This is a genomic window from Pseudomonas sp. Pseusp16 (genome assembly GCF_047324915.1).
GTDB classification, from domain to species: Bacteria; Pseudomonadota; Gammaproteobacteria; order Pseudomonadales; family Pseudomonadaceae; genus Aquipseudomonas; species Aquipseudomonas fluorescens_CD.
This window is the reverse complement of the sequence record NZ_CP168522.1, coordinates 4,283,803-4,301,676: the sequence shown is the minus strand read 5'-3', so window position 1 is coordinate 4,301,676 and position 17,874 is coordinate 4,283,803. Positions and strand designations below refer to the sequence as shown.

General features: G+C 57.6%; 17 protein-coding genes, 3 tRNA genes and 1 pseudogene. 19 read left to right on the top strand and 2 right to left on the bottom strand.

All coding sequences use genetic code 11. The annotated features are described in order from the left end of the window. Positions 1 to 2 precede the first annotated feature (2 nt). Positions 3 to 311 carry a YhbY family RNA-binding protein gene (locus ACEN8Q_RS19620; protein WP_007942889.1) on the bottom strand — a complete coding sequence of 103 codons (309 nt, stop codon included), beginning with the start codon at positions 309 to 311 and terminating at the stop codon, positions 3 to 5. Between the two features lie 105 nt (positions 312 to 416). Here ACEN8Q_RS19620 and rlmE point away from each other — a divergent pair, with 105 nt between their 5' ends. The 19 genes and pseudogenes from rlmE to ACEN8Q_RS19525 form a co-directional block, all read left to right on the top strand. Further along, on the top strand, positions 417 to 1,049 hold the full coding sequence (gene rlmE / locus ACEN8Q_RS19615) for a 23S rRNA (uridine(2552)-2'-O)-methyltransferase RlmE (protein ID WP_095942403.1): 633 nt from the start codon (positions 417 to 419) through the stop codon (positions 1,047 to 1,049). Positions 1,050 to 1,248: 199 nt separating this feature from the next. After that, entirely contained in the window at positions 1,249 to 3,159 is a 1,911-nt protein-coding gene (gene ftsH, locus ACEN8Q_RS19610; RefSeq protein ID WP_033047686.1) for an ATP-dependent zinc metalloprotease FtsH, read from the top strand. Between the two features lie 8 nt (positions 3,160 to 3,167). Further along, the gene (gene folP, locus ACEN8Q_RS19605) at positions 3,168 to 4,019 is read left to right on the top strand and encodes a dihydropteroate synthase (RefSeq protein WP_413421605.1); all 852 of its coding nucleotides are present in this window, start codon (positions 3,168 to 3,170) and stop codon (positions 4,017 to 4,019) included. A gap of 16 nt (positions 4,020 to 4,035) precedes the next feature. Further along, complete coding sequence (glmM, locus tag ACEN8Q_RS19600; protein ID WP_413703602.1) at positions 4,036 to 5,373, top strand: phosphoglucosamine mutase; 1,338 nt, start codon at positions 4,036 to 4,038, stop codon at positions 5,371 to 5,373. 66 nt (positions 5,374 to 5,439) lie between these two features. Continuing rightward, on the top strand, positions 5,440 to 6,195 hold the full coding sequence (gene tpiA, locus ACEN8Q_RS19595) for a triose-phosphate isomerase (protein WP_008018782.1): 756 nt from the start codon (positions 5,440 to 5,442) through the stop codon (positions 6,193 to 6,195). A 4-nt stretch (positions 6,196 to 6,199) separates the two neighbouring features. Next, positions 6,200 to 6,583: a preprotein translocase subunit SecG gene (gene secG, locus ACEN8Q_RS19590; RefSeq protein ID WP_057398830.1), complete on the top strand. Its 384-nt coding sequence runs from the start codon at positions 6,200 to 6,202 to the stop codon at positions 6,581 to 6,583. 22 nt (positions 6,584 to 6,605) lie between these two features. Then, a tRNA-Leu gene (locus ACEN8Q_RS19585) sits at positions 6,606 to 6,691 on the top strand. A gap of 97 nt (positions 6,692 to 6,788) precedes the next feature. Further along, a tRNA-Met gene (locus tag ACEN8Q_RS19580) sits at positions 6,789 to 6,865 on the top strand. A gap of 138 nt (positions 6,866 to 7,003) precedes the next feature. Next, on the top strand, positions 7,004 to 7,462 hold the full coding sequence (gene rimP / locus ACEN8Q_RS19575) for a ribosome maturation factor RimP (protein WP_007973115.1): 459 nt from the start codon (positions 7,004 to 7,006) through the stop codon (positions 7,460 to 7,462). A 59-nt stretch (positions 7,463 to 7,521) separates the two neighbouring features. After that, the gene (gene nusA / locus ACEN8Q_RS19570; protein ID WP_007988680.1) at positions 7,522 to 9,003 is read left to right on the top strand and encodes a transcription termination factor NusA; all 1,482 of its coding nucleotides are present in this window, start codon (positions 7,522 to 7,524) and stop codon (positions 9,001 to 9,003) included. Positions 9,004 to 9,030: 27 nt separating this feature from the next. Then, a complete protein-coding gene (gene infB / locus ACEN8Q_RS19565) occupies positions 9,031 to 11,556 on the top strand; it encodes a translation initiation factor IF-2 (protein ID WP_413421600.1) in 2,526 nt (841 codons plus the stop codon). A 159-nt stretch (positions 11,557 to 11,715) separates the two neighbouring features. Next, positions 11,716 to 12,117 (top strand): 30S ribosome-binding factor RbfA, encoded by a 402-nt coding sequence (gene rbfA, locus ACEN8Q_RS19560; protein ID WP_007973108.1) that lies wholly within the window; start codon positions 11,716 to 11,718, stop codon positions 12,115 to 12,117. A 3-nt stretch (positions 12,118 to 12,120) separates the two neighbouring features. Next, positions 12,121 to 13,038 (top strand): tRNA pseudouridine(55) synthase TruB, encoded by a 918-nt coding sequence (gene truB / locus ACEN8Q_RS19555; protein WP_008018780.1) that lies wholly within the window; start codon positions 12,121 to 12,123, stop codon positions 13,036 to 13,038. Positions 13,039 to 13,180: 142 nt separating this feature from the next. Beyond that, positions 13,181 to 13,450: a 30S ribosomal protein S15 gene (gene rpsO, locus ACEN8Q_RS19550; protein ID WP_011332409.1), complete on the top strand. Its 270-nt coding sequence runs from the start codon at positions 13,181 to 13,183 to the stop codon at positions 13,448 to 13,450. Between the two features lie 209 nt (positions 13,451 to 13,659). Further along, complete coding sequence (pnp, locus tag ACEN8Q_RS19545) at positions 13,660 to 15,765, top strand: polyribonucleotide nucleotidyltransferase (RefSeq protein WP_008018779.1); 2,106 nt, start codon at positions 13,660 to 13,662, stop codon at positions 15,763 to 15,765. Positions 15,766 to 15,905: 140 nt separating this feature from the next. Next, positions 15,906 to 15,981 (top strand) — tRNA-Thr (locus tag ACEN8Q_RS19540). A gap of 182 nt (positions 15,982 to 16,163) precedes the next feature. Beyond that, positions 16,164 to 16,364: an Arm DNA-binding domain-containing protein gene (locus tag ACEN8Q_RS19535; protein ID WP_413421597.1), complete on the top strand. Its 201-nt coding sequence runs from the start codon at positions 16,164 to 16,166 to the stop codon at positions 16,362 to 16,364. Then, a complete protein-coding gene (locus tag ACEN8Q_RS19530) occupies positions 16,339 to 16,557 on the top strand; it encodes a hypothetical protein (protein ID WP_413421743.1) in 219 nt (72 codons plus the stop codon). The genes ACEN8Q_RS19535 and ACEN8Q_RS19530 overlap by 26 nt, the downstream gene beginning before the upstream one ends. After that, a pseudogene (locus ACEN8Q_RS19525) lies at positions 16,526 to 16,762 on the top strand (integrase); the annotation flags it as partial. The gene ACEN8Q_RS19530 and the pseudogene ACEN8Q_RS19525, both read left to right, overlap by 32 nt. Positions 16,763 to 17,100: 338 nt before the next feature. On the opposite strand, the gene ACEN8Q_RS19520 reads toward ACEN8Q_RS19525, so the two are convergent. Next, a complete protein-coding gene (locus ACEN8Q_RS19520) occupies positions 17,101 to 17,868 on the bottom strand; it encodes a sterol desaturase family protein (RefSeq protein WP_413421595.1) in 768 nt (255 codons plus the stop codon). Between the last annotated feature and the right edge of the window lie 6 nt (positions 17,869 to 17,874).

Sequence of the window (17,874 nt, the reverse complement as noted above, 5' to 3'; positions counted from 1 at the left end):
CATCACTTGAAGCGATGGACGTTCGACAGCTGCTTGTTGACGCTGAAGTTCTTGCGGTAGATCAGTGCCATCTTGCCGATGACCTGAACCAGATCCGCTTTGCCGACCTTGCAGAGCTCTGCAATGGACGCCAGGCGCGATTCGCGATCGAGGATGTTGAGCTTGATCTTGATCAGCTCGTGATCCGCCAAAGCGCGTTCGAGTTCGGCTAACACACCTTCAGTCAAACCATTGTCTGCCACAATCAAAACTGGTTTCAGATGGTGGCCAATGGATTTGTACTGTTTCTTCTGCTCTTGAGTGAGCGGCATAATCTGACCCCTGCGTCTGATCTTGTAAAAAGCGGCGGCCAGTTTACCCGAGCGAGTCCGGGACCGCCCAGTTAATCACGACCCGTTTTATTTCCGAGGTATCCCGTGGCCCGTTCCAAGACAAGCCTTAACTGGCTGAAAGAACATTTCAACGACCCATTCGTCAAAATGGCACAAAAAGACGGGTACCGTTCCCGTGCCAGCTACAAACTGCTGGAGATCCAGGAAAAGGACCGTCTGATCCGTCCAGGCATGAGCGTAATCGACCTTGGTGCGGCCCCCGGTGGGTGGTCCCAGGTGACCAGTCGTCTGATTGGCGGGCAGGGGACACTGATCGCTTCTGACATTCTGGAAATGGACAGCATCCCGGACGTGACCTTCATTCAGGGCGACTTTACCGAGGATGCCGTGCTGGCTCAGATCCTCGATGCCGTCGGAAATAAGGAAGTAGACCTTGTGATTTCCGACATGGCCCCCAATATGAGTGGATTACCAGCCGTAGACATGCCACGAGCGATGTTCCTGTGCGAGTTGGCACTGGATCTCTCGACTCGGGTGCTCAAGCCCGGTGGTGATTTTTTGATCAAGATCTTCCAGGGCGAAGGCTTCGACGAGTTCCACAAGAGCGTTCGCCAGCAGTTCGAGAAGGTGCAGATGCGCAAGCCGACCTCGTCGCGCGACCGTTCTCGCGAGCAGTACCTGCTGGGCCGTGGTTTCCGCGGACGCAGTGAAGGTTGAGTGAATTTTCGATCGGGGTGATAGGATTTTTGTATTACGCCTTGTCAGAATTAGCGAATATTGTGTAGGAAGTGTTTCACAAAGGGTTACAGACGGCGCCTGCCAAGTTGTAGGTAATGTAGTAAGTTAGGCCGGTGAATATCATGCGAAGCGCGCGCCAGTAGCGGAGCTTGCTTCAGAGGGTAGTTAATTGAACGATATGGCAAAGAATCTGATCCTGTGGTTGATCATCGCGGCTGTCTTGGTGACGGTGATGAACAACTTCTCCAGCCCTAACGAGCCGCAGACCCTCAACTATTCCGACTTCATCCAGCAGGTCAAGGATGGCAAGGTCGAGCGCGTGGCGGTTGATGGCTACGTGATTACCGGCAAACGCAACGATGGTGACAGCTTCAAGACCATCCGTCCGGCGATCCAGGACAACGGCCTGATCGGCGACCTGGTGGATAACCACGTCGTGGTCGAAGGCAAGCAGCCTGAACAGCAAAGCATCTGGACTCAGCTTCTGGTTGCCAGCTTCCCGATCCTCGTGATTATCGCCGTGTTCATGTTCTTCATGCGGCAGATGCAGGGCGGTGCGGGTGGCAAGGGCGGGCCGATGAGCTTCGGTAAAAGCAAGGCGCGCCTGCTTTCCGAAGATCAGGTGAAAACGACCCTGGCTGACGTTGCCGGTTGCGACGAAGCCAAGGAAGAAGTTGGTGAGCTGGTCGAGTTCCTGCGCGATCCGGGCAAATTCCAGCGCCTGGGCGGCCGCATTCCTCGCGGCGTGCTGATGGTCGGTCCTCCGGGTACCGGTAAAACCTTGCTGGCCAAAGCCATTGCTGGCGAAGCCAAAGTACCGTTCTTCACCATTTCCGGTTCCGACTTCGTCGAAATGTTCGTCGGTGTGGGTGCCAGCCGTGTTCGCGACATGTTCGAACAGGCCAAGAAACACGCTCCATGCATCATCTTCATCGACGAAATCGATGCGGTCGGTCGCCATCGTGGTGCTGGCATGGGTGGTGGTCACGACGAGCGCGAACAGACTCTCAACCAGTTGCTGGTCGAGATGGACGGCTTCGAAATGAATGACGGCATCATCGTGATTGCTGCGACCAACCGTCCCGATGTACTGGACCCTGCGTTGCTGCGTCCAGGCCGTTTCGACCGTCAGGTTGTGGTCGGTCTGCCAGACATCCGTGGTCGCGAGCAGATTCTCAAGGTTCACATGCGCAAGGTGCCGATGGGCGACGACGTTGCTCCGGCCGTGATCGCTCGTGGTACTCCAGGCTTCTCCGGTGCCGACCTGGCCAACCTGGTCAACGAGGCATCGTTGTTCGCTGCCCGTGCCGGCAAGCGCATCGTCGAGATGAAGGAATTCGAACTGGCGAAAGACAAGATCATGATGGGTGCCGAGCGCAAATCCATGGTCATGTCCGAGAAGGAAAAACAGAACACGGCTTATCACGAAGCGGGCCACGCCATTGTGGGTCGTGTCGTGCCTGAGCACGATCCGGTGTACAAGGTGTCGATCATCCCGCGCGGTCGTGCGCTGGGTGTAACCATGTTCCTGCCGGAAGAGGATCGTTACAGCCTGTCCAAGCGTGCATTGATCAGCCAGATCTGCTCGCTGTACGGCGGTCGTATCGCTGAAGAAATGACCCTGGGCTTCGATGGCGTGACCACCGGTGCTTCCAACGACATCATGCGCGCCAGCCAGATTGCGCGGAACATGGTGACCAAGTGGGGTCTTTCGGAAAAGCTCGGCCCGCTGATGTACGCCGAAGAAGAGGGTGAAGTGTTCCTTGGTCGCGGCGGTGGCGGTCAGAATGCAAGCTTCTCTGGTGAGACAGCCAAGCTGATCGACTCCGAAGTGCGCAGCATCATCGATCAGTGCTATGGCACGGCGAAGCAGATTCTCACGGACAACCGTGACAAGCTCGATGCGATGGCCGATGCCTTGATGAAGTACGAAACGATCGATGCCGAGCAGATCGACGACATCATGGCGGGTCGTACACCTCGCGAGCCACGCGACTGGTCGGGTGGCACGGGTACTTCCGGCACCCCTCCGGTGGTGCAGGATGAGCGTCCGGAAACACCGATCGGCGGTCCTGCTGCTGACGTATAAGGTTTGAAATGACTTCTGTTCAGTCCTCGACCCGGTTGCCTTGCGGCAACCGGGTTCTTGATTTGGCCCAGACGCATGTCATGGGTATTCTCAATGTCACTCCTGATTCTTTCTCCGATGGTGGCCAATACAGCCAGCTCGACGCGGCCATGCGCCATGCCGAGGCCATGGTGGCGGCCGGCGCGACGCTGATCGATGTCGGCGGCGAATCCACCCGCCCCGGTGCCAGGGCGGTATCGCCGCTGGAGGAGCTGGAACGCGTAGCGCCCATTGTCGAGCGCATCAGTCGCGAGCTTGACGTCATCATCTCGGTCGACACCTCCACGCCAGCCGTCATGCGTGAAACTGCGCGCCTGGGTGCCGGGTTGATCAATGACGTGCGTTCGTTGCGTCGCGATGGTGCGCTGGATGCTGCAGCGGCCACCGGGCTACCGGTTTGCCTGATGCATATGCTGGGAGAGCCGGGCGATATGCAGGACAATCCACAGTATCAGGACGTTACAAGGGAAGTCGGTGAGTTTCTCGCCGAGCGCATGGTCCAGTGTTCATTGGCGGGTATTGCAGCCGAGCGGATCATTCTTGACCCCGGCTTTGGCTTCGCCAAAACCTTGCAGCACAATCTGAGTTTGTTCAAACATATGGAAGCCCTGCATGCCTTGGGGCGGCCCCTGTTGGTCGGGGTTTCACGAAAGAGCATGATTGGTCAGGCGTTGAATCGTCAGGTGGGAGACCGGCTGTACGGTGGTTTGGCGCTCGCGGCGCTGGCTACGGCGAAAGGTGCGCGTATATTGCGCGTCCATGATGTAGCCGAAACAATGGATGTGGTGCGGATGATTGCCGCAGTGGAATCAGCCGAATAAGAATGATGGAGCACTTATGAGCAAAAAATATTTTGGCACCGATGGTATTCGTGGGCGTGTCGGGGAATACCCGATTACTCCTGATTTCATGCTCAAGCTCGGCTGGGCTGCAGGTATGGCGTTCCGCAAGATGGGCGCCTGCAAGGTCCTGGTAGGCAAGGACACCCGGATCTCCGGCTACATGTTCGAGTCTGCGCTTGAGGCGGGGCTTACCTCCGCAGGTGCCGATGTAATGCTCCTTGGTCCGATGCCGACCCCGGCGATTGCCTACCTGACGCGCACCTTCCATGCCGAGGCTGGCATCGTGATCAGTGCGTCGCACAATCCGCATGATGACAATGGCATCAAGTTCTTCTCCGGCAAAGGCACCAAGCTTCCGGATGAAGTCGAGCTGATGATTGAAGAGTTGCTCGATACGCCAATGACCGTTGTGGAATCGAGCAAGATCGGCAAGGTGTCGCGAATCAACGACGCGTCAGGACGCTATATCGAATTCTGCAAGAGCAGCGTGCCAACCGGCACCAGTTTCACCGGCCTGAAAATCGTGATCGATTGCGCTCACGGTGCGACTTACAAAGTGGCGCCGAGTGTGTTCCGCGAGTTGGGCGCCGAAGTCGTTGTGCTGTCGGCGCAGCCGAATGGATTGAACATCAACGACAATTGCGGCTCGACCCATATGGGGCAGCTGCAGGCTGCCGTCGTGGCTGAGCAGGCTGATCTGGGTATCGCGTTTGATGGTGATGGTGACCGCGTTCAGATGGTCGATCACACGGGTGCAGTGGTGGATGGCGACGAATTGCTGTTCATCATTGCCCGTGACCTGCATGAGCGCGGCAAGCTGCAGGGCGGCGTGGTCGGAACCCTGATGAGTAACCTGGGGCTGGAGCTGGCCCTGGCCGATCTGGGTATTCCATTCGTGCGTGCCAATGTCGGTGACCGCTATGTCATTGCCGAGCTGTTGGAGCGCAACTGGATCGTGGGTGGTGAAAACTCCGGGCACATCGTGTGCTTCAGCCACACCACCACCGGTGATGCAATCATTGCCGCGCTGCAGGTGTTGATTGCGTTGAGCACGCGTGAGGAAGGCCTGGCGCAGACCCGGCAGGCGCTGCGCAAGTGCCCTCAGGTGCTGATCAATGTGCGTTTCGGTGGCGGCGCAAGCCCTCTCGATCATCCGTCGGTCAAGGAAGCCAGCGAGCGTGTGACCAAGGCCATGGCAGGTCGGGGGCGTGTGCTGTTGCGCAAGTCCGGGACTGAGCCGCTGGTGCGTGTGATGGTCGAGGGCGAAGACGAAGCGCAGGTTCGTGGCTATGCAGAAGAGCTGGCAAAACTGGTTACTGAAGTTTCTGCCTGAATTCGGCTTGCCAGCCATGATTGTGTTGGGTAACATCTGCGCCCACTTTGACCGACGAGGTACAGCATGCGTCGCCCTATGGTAGCTGGTAACTGGAAGATGCACGGTACCCGCGCCAGCGTCGCTGAGCTGATCAACGGCCTTCGTGACCTGGCCTTGCCGGGCAGTGTTGATGTCGCGGTATTCCCGCCTTGCCTGCATATCAATCAAGTGATTGATGGCCTGGAAGGAAAGTCGATTTCGGTCGGCGCGCAGAACTCTGCGGTGGAATCCGGACAAGGTGCGTTGACCGGTGAAGTTGCACCGAGTCAGTTGGTGGATGCAGGTTGTTCCCTGGTGCTTGTCGGGCACTCCGAGCGCCGCCAGATCATGGGCGAGCAGGACGGAATGCTGATCCGCAAGTTCGCAGCGGCACAGGCATGTGGCTTGATTCCGGTGTTGTGCATAGGGGAAACCCTTGAGCAGCGTGAAGCCGGAAAGACTCTTGAGGTTGTCTCGCGTCAGCTGGGCAGTATCATAGAGGAGCTGGGTGTCGGTGCCTTTGCCAAGGCAGTGATCGCTTACGAGCCGGTCTGGGCCATTGGCACCGGACTGACTGCAACGCCACAACAGGCGCAGGATGTGCATGCAGCCATTCGCGCCCAGTTGGCGGCAGAGAATTCTGAGGTCGCACAAGGTGTGCGGCTTCTATACGGCGGCAGCGTGAAGGCGGCCAATGCGGTCGAACTGTTCGGCATGCCGGATATCGATGGGGGTCTCATTGGTGGGGCTTCCCTGAATGCAGATGAGTTCGGTGCGATTTGTCGCGCCGCGGGAAACTGAAAAAATGCTGGAAACAGTCGTAGTCGTTTTTCATCTGCTGGGTGCATTGGGCGTAGTAGCTCTGGTTTTGCTGCAGCAGGGTAAAGGTGCGGACGCTGGCGCGTCTTTCGGAGCAGGTGCATCAAATACTGTGTTCGGAAGCCAAGGTTCCTCTACCTTTCTTAGTAAGTTTACTGCTATACTTGCCGCAGGTTTTTTCATGACCAGCTTGGGGTTAGGTTACTTTGCTAAAGAGAAGGCTCACCAGCTGACTCAAGCAGGTCTGCCAAATCCAGCGGTACTGGAAGTTCCAAAGCAACAACCGGCTTCTGATGATGTCCCGGTGCTTCAAGAGCAAAAGTCGGCTACTCCAGCGACTGACGTGCCTCCAGCTCAAGAGCAGAAGTAAGAAGGGTTTCAAACGTAGTATTGCCGAGGTGGTGGAATTGGTAGACACGCAACCTTGAGGTGGTTGTGCCCATAGGGTGTAGGGGTTCGAGTCCCCTTCTCGGTACCAATTAGTCAGGAGAGCCCGCTGTTGCGGGCTTTCTTGCAGGTGGAAGGTTACATTGACCCTGTAGGGGATCGGTCGTATACTTCCGCCCCAGCTTTGTCGCGGGGTGGAGCAGTCTGGTAGCTCGTCGGGCTCATAACCCGAAGGTCGTCGGTTCAAATCCGGCCCCCGCAACCAGTTTAAGGAGCCCCTTTTAAGGGGCTTTTTGTTAGCTGGACACTTTCTACGCCGCTGTTCAACGGCGTTTCAAGGATGGGCGTTTAGCCCATTTTTTTATTTTGCATAGCATGCACATACATGCACTAGGGGGTTCAGGTGTCGAGCAAGCTAGAAGAGTTGCAGGCCTTGCTGGCCCCGGTGGTCGTGGCCCTAGGCTATGAATGCTGGGGTATTGAGTTTTCGGCCCAGGGTCGCCACTCAATGTTGCGCGTTTATATCGATAAAGAAGGCGGCGTGCTGGTGGACGATTGCGCCATCGTCAGCCGTCAGATCAGCGGTGTTCTGGATGTTGAAGATCCAATCTCCGTTGAATACACCCTTGAAGTTTCCTCGCCTGGCATGGAACGCCCGCTGTTCACTCTTGAGCAGTTTGCAAAATTTGCCGGTGAACAAGTGAAGATCAAGTTGCGCTCGCCTTTTGAAGGACGACGCAACTTTCAGGGCCTTCTGCGCGGCGTAGAAGAGCAGGATGTCGTGGTGCAGGTAGAAGACCATGAGTTCCTGTTGCCGATCGATATGATCGACAAGGCCAACATTATTCCCAGTTTTGACTGAGGCGTGCCAGATACTGCGGATCCCGCGGATCCAATGGCTTGCGAAAGGCGAGGCGTACGATGAGCAAAGAAGTACTGCTGGTTGTTGAGTCGGTATCCAACGAAAAGGGTGTACCGGCAAACGTTATTTTTGAAGCGCTGGAGCTGGCCCTGGCCACTGCTACCAAAAAGCGTTTCGAAGACGAAGTTGATCTGCGTGTGGAAATCAATCGCCACACGGGTGCATACGAGACATTCCGTCGCTGGACGGTCGTCGAAGAAGCAGACCTGGACGATCCGGCCATCGAAACCTGGCCGAGCAAGGTTGCCGAAACGCACCCTGGCGCCAAGGTCGGTGACGTCGTCGAAGAGAAAATCGAGTCCATCGAGTTCGGCCGCATTGCTGCACAGACTGCCAAGCAAGTCATCGTGCAGAAAGTTCGCGAAGCCGAGCGCGCTCAGGTTGTTGACGCTTACCGCGAGCGCCTGGGTGAAATCATCTCCGGCACCGTGAAAAAAGTCACCCGCGACAACGTGATCGTTGATCTGGGCAACAACGCTGAAGCGTTGCTGGCCCGTGAAGACATCATTTCTCGCGAAACTTTCCGGGTTGGCGTGCGTCTGCGTGCGCTGCTCAAGGAAATCCGCACCGAGAACCGCGGCCCGCAGCTGATCCTGTCGCGTACCGCGCCGGAAATGCTGATCGAGTTGTTCCGCATCGAAGTGCCGGAAATTGCCGAAGGCCTGATCGAAGTGATGGCTGCGTCCCGTGATCCGGGTTCGCGCGCCAAGATCGCCGTTCGCTCCAAAGACAAACGCATCGACCCGCAAGGCGCTTGCATCGGTATGCGCGGTTCGCGCGTCCAGGCAGTGTCGGGTGAGTTGGGCGGTGAGCGTGTTGACATCGTTCTGTGGGACGACAACCCGGCTCAGTTCGTGATCAACGCCATGTCCCCGGCTGAGGTTGCGGCAATTATCGTTGACGAAGATGCCCACGCAATGGACATCGCCGTTGGCGCAGACAATCTGGCTCAGGCCATCGGTCGCGGTGGTCAGAACGTGCGTCTGGCCAGCCAGTTGACTGGCTGGACCCTGAACGTGATGACCGAATCGGACATCCAGGCTAAGCAGCAAGCAGAAACCGGCGACATCCTGCGCAACTTCATCGACGAGCTGGAAGTCGACGAAGAACTGGCTCAGGTGCTGGTTGATGAAGGCTTCACCAGCCTGGAAGAGATTGCCTACGTACCGTTGGAAGAAATGCTCAACATCGACGGCTTTGACGAGGAAATCGTCAACGAGCTTCGCGCTCGTGCCAAGGATCGCTTGTTGACCAAAGCCATCGCTACTGAGGAAAAGCTGGCAGACGCCCATCCGGCCGAAGACCTGCTCTCGCTTGAGGGTATGGACAAGGATTTGGCGATGGAACTGGCGGTGCGCGGCGTAATTACCCGCGAAGACCTGGCCGAGCAGTCTATTGACGACCTGCTCGACATCGACGGCATTGACGATGATCGTGCCGGCAAGTTGATCATGGCCGCCCGAGCCCACTGGTTCGAGTAATTAGGCGCGGCCTGAGGAGAGAAGTGCATGACGCAAGTCACGGTGAAACAACTGGCCGATGAGGTCAAAACACCGGTAGAGCGCCTGTTGCAGCAGATGCGTGAGGCAGGTCTGCCGCACACCGCCGCCGAAGAACATGTGACTGACAGTGAGAAGCAATCTTTGCTGACTCACTTGAAAAGCAGCCACAAGGCGAAAGTGGAAGAACCACGCAAGATTACGCTGCAGCGTAAAACCACCAGCACCCTGCGTGTTGCTGGCAGCAAAAGCATCAGCGTTGAAGTACGCAAGAAGAAAGTCTTCGTACAGCGTAGCCCGGAAGAAATCGAAGCCGAGCGCAAGCGTGAACTGGATGAACGTCGCGCAGTAGAAAATGCTGCACGTCAGAAGGCTGAAGAAGAAGCCAAGCGTCGCGCCGAAGAAGAAGCGCGTCGCCAGCCTGCTGCTGCGCCGACCGCTCCTGTTGAAGCTGTTGCAGCGCCTGTTGCGGTTGCCGAGCCTGTGCGCGAAAGCGCTCCGGTCGTTGCGGCTGCCCCGGCTCCTGCGGCGGACACTCGCAAGCGCGACGAACAGCGTCGTCCGGACAAGCCACGTGCCGACGACAACAATCGTCGCGGTGGCGGCGATGGCGAGCGCAAAAACGCTCCGCATCGTGCTTCGGTCAAGGAAAAGGCGCCTGCTCCACGTGTTGCCCCACGTACTACCGACGAAGAAAGCGATGGCTTCCGTCGTGGTGGTCGCGGCAAGGCCAAGCTGAAGAAACGCAACGCCCACGGTTTCCAGAGCCCAACCGGCCCTGTCGTGCGCGAAGTGAAGATCGGCGAGACCATCACTGTTGGCGATCTCGCTCAGCAGATGTCGGTCAAGGCTGCTGAAATCATCAAGTTCATGTTCAAACTGGGTACCCCGGCGACCATCAACCAGGTACTGGATCAGGAAACTGCCCAGCTGGTTGCCGAAGAGCTGGGCCACAAAGTGACCCTGGTCAGCGACACCGCCCTGGAAGATTCCCTGGCCGAGTCCCTGAAGTTTGAAGGTGAAGCGGTTTCCCGTGCGCCGGTCGTGACCGTAATGGGCCACGTTGACCACGGTAAGACTTCCCTGCTCGACTACATCCGTCGTGCCAAGGTTGCTGCTGGCGAAGCCGGTGGTATCACCCAGCACATCGGTGCGTACCACGTTGAAACCGACCGTGGCATGGTGACGTTCCTCGACACCCCAGGTCACGCCGCGTTTACCGCGATGCGTGCCCGTGGTGCCAAGGCGACCGACATCGTGATCCTGGTGGTTGCAGCGGACGACGGCGTAATGCCGCAAACCATCGAAGCTGTTCAGCACGCTCAGGCTGCTGGCGTTCCGCTGGTTGTCGCTGTGAACAAGATCGACAAGCCAGGTGCTGACCTCGATCGCATCCGTAGCGAACTGTCGGTACACGGCGTGACGTCGGAAGAGTGGGGTGGTGACACGCCATTCGTACCGGTTTCGGCGAAAATGGGTACTGGCGTCGACGAGTTGCTCGAAGCGGTACTGCTGCAAGCCGAGGTCCTGGAACTGACTGCAACTCCGTCGGCTCCTGGTCGTGGTGTCGTGGTCGAGTCCCGTCTGGACAAGGGCCGCGGCCCGGTGGCTACCGTTCTGGTTCAGGACGGTACCCTGCGTCAGGGCGACATGGTCCTGGTCGGTTCGAACTATGGCCGCGTTCGCGCCATGCTCGACGAGAACGGCAAGCCAATCAAGGAAGCCGGTCCGGCCATCCCTGTCGAGATCCTCGGCCTGGACGGTACTCCGGACGCTGGCGACGAGATGAGCGTGGTTGCCGACGAGAAGAAAGCCCGTGAAGTGGCTCTGTTCCGTCAAGGCAAGTTCCGCGAAGTCAAACTGGCTCGCGCTCACGCCGGCAAGCTGGAAAACATCTTCGAAAGCATGGGTCAGGAAGAGAAGAAGACGCTCAACATCGTCCTCAAATCCGACGTCCGTGGTTCGCTGGAAGCGTTGAACGGCGCCTTGAATGGCCTGGGTAACGACGAAGTGCAAGTGCGTGTGGTCGGTGGCGGTGTCGGTGGTATCACCGAATCCGACGCCAACCTGGCACTGGCCTCCAACGCTGTACTGTTCGGCTTCAACGTGCGTGCCGATGCCGGCGCGCGCAAGATCGTCGAGCAGGAAGGTCTGGACATGCGTTACTACAACGTGATCTACGACATCATCGAAGACGTCAAGAAAGCCCTGACCGGTATGCTCGGCAGCGATGTTCGCGAGAACATCCTGGGTATCGCCGAAGTGCGTGACGTGTTCCGTTCGCCGAAGTTTGGCGCGATCGCCGGTTGCATGGTTATCGAAGGTGTCGTTCACCGTAACCGTCCAATCCGTGTACTGCGTGAAGACATCGTTATCTTCGAAGGCGAGCTGGAATCCCTGCGCCGCTTCAAGGATGACGCTTCCGAAGTACGTGCCGGCATGGAATGCGGTATCGGCGTGAAGAGCTACAACGACGTCAAGGTCGGTGACAAGATCGAAGTCTTCGAGAAGGTGCAGGTTGCTCGCAGCCTCTAATTCGCGCACTTCAAGAGCCGTGACGGGTAGCCGCATGCAAGTGCGCAGCTCGTCACCAGGACTCTAAACGCAACGCCCGGTCTGGCTTTTGTCAGGCCGGGCGTTTGCCGCTTTCAGACCTCACGGGTTTCACCGTGGGGCAGTAACAGGTAACAATACATGGCAAAAGAATACAGCCGTACCCAACGTATCGGCGATCAGATGCAGCGCGAGCTGGCACAACTGATCCGTCGTGAAGTCAAAGACCCGCGCGTCGGCCTGGTCACCATTACCGCAGTGGAAGTCAGCCGTGACGTCGGTCACGCCAAGATCTTCATCACCGTGATGGGTCAGGACAGCGCCGAAGAAATCGCACAAAGCATCAAGGTGCTGAACTCTGCCGCCGGTTTCCTGCGCATGCAGCTGGCTCGCGAGATGAAGCTGCGCAGCGTTCCACAGCTGCACTTCCACTACGACGAAAGCGTCGTGCGTGGTGCGCATCTGTCGGCATTGATCGAACGCGCAGTGGCTGAAGACAATCAGCATCCGGTTGCGGCAGAAGCCGAAGACACCAAGGAGTAATCGGTGGCTCAGGTCAAACGTATCCGTCGTAACGTCAGCGGCATTATCCTGCTCGACAAGCCGCTGGGGTTTACCTCCAACGCGGCCTTGCAGAAGGTTCGCTGGTTGCTGAACGCCGAAAAGGCAGGTCATACCGGCAGTCTCGATCCCCTGGCCTCCGGCGTTTTGCCGTTGTGCTTCGGCGAGGCGACCAAGTTCTCGCAATACCTGCTCGATTCCGACAAGGGTTATGAAACCCTGGCGCAGCTGGGCAAGACGACCACCACGGCGGATGCCGAAGGTGAAGTTCTGCAGGAGCGCCCGGTGACCGTTGGTCGCGCCGACATCGAGGCTGTACTGCCGAAATTTCGTGGGCAAATCAGTCAGATACCGCCGATGTACTCGGCACTCAAGCGTGATGGCCAGCCGCTGTACAAGCTGGCTCGTGCAGGCGAAGTAGTGGAGCGCGAACCGCGTTCTGTTACTATTACGCGCTTGGAATTGCTGGCCTTCGAAGGTGATACTGCGCGGCTGGCGGTGGATTGCAGCAAAGGCACCTATATCCGTACCCTGGTGGAGGATATCGGTGAGCAACTCGGTTGTGGCGCTTACGTTGCAGAACTGCGACGTACCCAGGCCGGGCCATTCACCCTGGCGCAGACGGTTACTCTGGAAGAGCTGGAAGCGGTACATGCCGAAGGCGGCAACGAAGCGGTCGATCGCTTCCTGATGCCATCGGACAGCGGCCTGCTGGATTGGCCACTGTTGCAGTTCTCGGAAGCGAGCGCGTTCTACTGGCTCAACGGCCAGCCGGTACGTGCCCCGGATGCTCCGAAGTTCGGCATGGTTCGGGTACAGGATCACAATGGTCGCTTCATCGGTATCGGTGAAGTGAGCGAAGACGGGCGCATCGCGCCGCGTCGACTGATTCGGTCAGAATGACCGGAACCGGCCTGTGTAACAGCAGGTCGGCGAGTGTGGCTGTTAACAGGCGCGGTCACTACTCATTTATAGATACAGGGATTTGTCCCTGGCCTGTTGAAACTGTTTTTCTGAAACAGTTTCCTGATAAAAGGATTGCCTCATGGCTCTCGACGTTCAAGAAAAAGCTCAAATCGTAGCTGACTACCAGCAAGCCGTTGGTGACACTGGTTCGCCAGAAGTGCAAGTTGCACTGCTGACCGCCAACATCAACAAACTGCAAGGTCACTTCAAGGCCAACGGTAAAGACCACCACTCCCGTCGTGGTCTGATCCGCATGGTTAACCAGCGTCGTAAGCTGCTGGACTACCTGAAAGGCAAGGACGTGAGCCGTTACAGCGCTCTGATCGCTCGCCTGGGTCTGCGTCGCTAATAAGCGATTGCGCTAGAGGTTGGTTGTCTGTCGTGCGTCAGCGGGTTTCCCGCCAGCGCATGGCAGGCTTCCAGCCTCAAGTTTTATCTGGATACCTGCTTTACCTGTGTGAGTGTACTCCGGACAACCGGTCGGGCCGATTCCCGGCGTTGCCCAAGAATTTCGCAAGAAACCAGTTCCCCCAAGAGCCACAAAGAAGGTAGGACACCGTGAACCCGGTAATCAAAAAATTCCAGTTCGGTCAGTCGACCGTTACCCTCGAGACTGGCCGTATCGCCCGTCAGGCCTCCGGCGCAGTATTGGTCACCGTTGACGACGACGTCAGCGTATTGGTGACCGTAGTCGGTGCCAAGCAAGCCGATCCAGGCAAGGGCTTCTTCCCTCTGTCTGTTCACTACCAGGAAAAGACTTACGCTGCCGGTAAGATCCCTGGCGGTTTCTTCAAGCGCGAAGGCCGTCCTTCCGAGAAAGAAACCCTGACTTCCCGACTGATCGACCGTCCGATCCGTCCGCTGTTCCCGGAAGGCTTCATGAACGAAGTGCAGGTTGTCTGCACCGTCGTTTCCACCAGCAAGAAGACCGATCCGGACATCGCTGCGATGATCGGTACCTCGGCTGCGCTGGCCATCTCCGGCATTCCTTTCGATGGCCCGATCGGCGCTGCCCGTGTTGCGTTCCACGAAAGCACCGGCTACCTGCTGAACCCGACTTACGAGCAACTGGCTGCTTCGAGCCTGGACATGGTCGTTGCCGGTACTTCGGAAGCCGTTCTGATGGTTGAATCGGAAGCCAAAGAGCTGACCGAAGACCAGATGCTGGGCGCTGTACTGTTCGCCCACGACGAGTTCCAGGCCGTGATCCAGGCCGTCAAGGAGCTGGCCGCCGAAGCTGCCAAGCCAACCTGGACCTGGGCTCCACAGGCCGAAGCCACCGAACTGCTGGGCGCCATCCGTGCCGAGTTCGGCGAAGCGATCTCCCAGGCTTACACCATCACCGTCAAGGCCGACCGTTACGCGCGTCTGGGCGAGCTGAAGGATCAAGTGGTTGCCAAGCTGTCCGGTGAAGAAGGCCAGCCTTCCGCTGCCGACGTCAAAGCGGCTTTCGGCGAAATCGAATACCGCACCGTTCGCGAAAACATCGTAAACGGCAAGCCACGTATCGACGGTCGCGACACTCGCACCGTGCGTCCGCTGAACATCGAAGTCGGCGTTCTGCCAAAAACCCACGGTTCGGCCCTGTTCACCCGTGGCGAAACCCAGGCTCTGGTAGTCGCGACGCTGGGCACCGCCCGTGACGCACAACTGCTGGACACCCTGGAAGGCGAGAAAAAAGACCCGTTCATGCTGCACTACAACTTCCCTCCGTTCTCGGTGGGCGAGTGTGGTCGCATGGGTGGCGCCGGTCGTCGCGAAATCGGTCACGGCCGTCTGGCCCGTCGTTCGGTTCAGGCCATGCTGCCTGCCGCTGACGTGTTCCCGTACACCATCCGTGTTGTGTCGGAAATTACCGAATCCAACGGTTCGAGCTCGATGGCTTCCGTTTGCGGTGCTTCCCTGGCCCTGATGGACGCCGGTGTGCCGATGAAGGCGCCGGTTGCCGGTATCGCCATGGGTCTGGTTAAAGAAGGCGAGAAGTTCGCCGTCCTGACCGACATCCTGGGTGACGAAGACCACCTGGGCGACATGGACTTCAAGGTAGCCGGTACCGCCAAAGGCGTCACCGCGCTGCAGATGGACATCAAGATCAAGGGCATCACCGAAGAGATCATGGAAATCGCTCTGGGCCAAGCCCTGGAAGCGCGCCTGAACATCCTCGGTCAAATGAACCAGATCATTGGCCAGTCGCGTACCGAACTGTCGGCCAACGCACCGACCATGATCGCGATGAAGATCGACACCGACAAGATCCGTGACGTTATCGGTAAAGGCGGCGCGACCATTCGTGCGATCTGCGAAGAAACCAAGGCTTCGATCGATATCGAAGACGACGGTTCGATCAAGATCTTCGGCGAAACCAAGGAAGCGGCTGAAGCAGCACGTCAGCGCGTTCTGGGCATCACCGCTGAAGCCGAAATCGGCAAGATCTACGTCGGCAAGGTTGAGCGCATCGTCGACTTCGGCGCATTCGTCAACATCCTGCCGGGCAAGGACGGTCTGGTTCACATCTCCATGCTGAGCGATGCTCGCGTTGAGAAAGTGACCGACATCCTGAAAGAAGGCCAGGAAGTGGAAGTGCTGGTACTGGACGTGGACAACCGCGGCCGTATCAAACTGTCCATCAAGGACGTCGCAGCGGCCAAGGCTTCGGGCGTTTAATCACGCTCCACGCCTGACTGCTTCAACGTTGTAAAAAATGCCCCGCCGTGAAAACGGTGGGGCATTTTTTTTGTTTGTAGATCACAGAGATGATTGGCAACGTTGCCGGAGCCGAAACTCAGTGCTAGGTTTAGCCCACAGCCCGTGTAGCTCAGCCGGTAGAGCAGCGCACTCGTAACGCGAAGGTCGCAGGTTCGATTCCTGTCTCGGGCACCAATAGTATGATTTCAGAGGTTCCCGTAAACACCTGAAACCTAGAGAAACCGGCCTTATAGCCGGTTTTTTTGTGTCTGAATATCCCCGTATGTTCCTGTACAGCCCCAAGATTTAGGTATATATCGGTTCGATATCGAGGCGTATACCTATGGCGCGCACCGTCCCCCCCTTACCGACCCCAAATGCGAGGCCGCCAAGCCCCGCACAAAGGACTACACCCTGTTCGACGGGCAAGGGCTTTTTTGCTTGTAAAGGCTACCGGCACCAAGGTCTGGCGCTTCAAGTATAAAAAGCCAAGCGGTAAGCCCGGTCTGGCTACGTTCGGCAACTACCCGGCCCTCAATCTGAAAGCCGCCCGTGCACGTCGAGTTGCTGGCACATAACCAAGACCCCATCGAGAGCGCTAAGCAAGCAAAGATCGAGGCGGCCAGTGAAGCGGGGCATACCTTTGAGACGGTGGCCCGGGAATGGCACGCCAGCATGGCCGGCAAATGGTCGAAGTACCACGCGGTCAGGGTGCTGAAAGAGATTGAGGTCGATCTTTTCTCTGGTCGAGTCCGGCCTATGGTCGCGTGACGCGATTGAACGGCAAATGAGCCACCAAGAGTGCAACGGCGTGCGCGCGGCCTGTATCCACAAGGCTGAGCACTTGGAAGAGCGCCGACTGATGATGACGTGGTGGGCTGAGTACTTGGACGCCAACCGGGAAAAGCACATCACGCCCTATGATTTTTCACATCAGGACATTGAAGAGGGCATTGTGATGGCGCGGGGGGTGTAAATGGCTGAGTCAGGGACTGATCGCTGGAAGGCTGTGCCTGACGAGGATGATCCTCGGAAGCTTGTCTTGGCATGGGACCCTTCTGCAAACGATGATCTGGACGAGCTTTTCGCTCGGGTAAGGGATAGGACTTCGTCGAAAGAGGACCATGCTTTTTTTGATTTTTCGATGCTCGATCGCTTCATTAGCCGGGTTTACAGGGGCGAACAGGTCGAGCCTTGGATACTCCAGTGGATGGCGGATACTTTTACAAAGTATTGATGGGCGTCTATCCAGATATCAGCCTTAAGGACGTCCGCGAACCGTGCGCCGTCGTGTTCGCCTGTACCTGATCCGTGTTACTTCGTCCGGGCGGGCCAGATGATCGCATCGATCAGGCCGGACGGCGGTTTCTTGTTGTCGAGTCCGGTGGGTGGAAACTCCCCCGCGCGCGGCTGACGGTAGGTGCCGAACAGCACGTCGAAGATCGGAAACAGCCCTGCGAAATTGCAGTCGTAGTGCTCAGGCAGTGCCGAGTGGTGAATGCGATGATATTGCGGCGAGTTCAGAGCGAACGACATGCGGCCGAAGCCAATTCGGATATTCATGTGGGAGAACACGTTGTAGAAGCTGATGGCCGCGTATAGGCCGACGATGGCGGAATTTGCTTTGAAGATCACCCCGGTCAGCATGTAGATCGTCAGCATCTTAATCCCGTATTCAGCCCAATGATGCCGGCTGGTAGTGGTTGCGTTTAGCGCCGTATCGCTGTGGTGGAACGAATGCATGGCCCACATCACCGGAAACCGATGCTGCGCACGATGGAATAGGTACTCCATGAAGTCGAGCGTGAAAGCATAAAGCAGAAAGCCGAACAGTAGCCCCCAACCAGTGCTCGGCAGATCGATCCAACCACCACCTGCAGCATTGACGGCGACAACGGTGGCAGCGGAGACAAACGGAACAATTGCGGCCTGCGCCAAGGCGTACAACAGCGTGTAGACCAGATTAAAGCCAACCGACCTTAATGGTTGCACCTGGGCTGGATTGATGCGCTCGATGAGAAGGGCGATCACGAAGATGGCCAACAGCGGGAGGGTACCGAGTAAGGTGGCTTTAATGTCCATATTGAT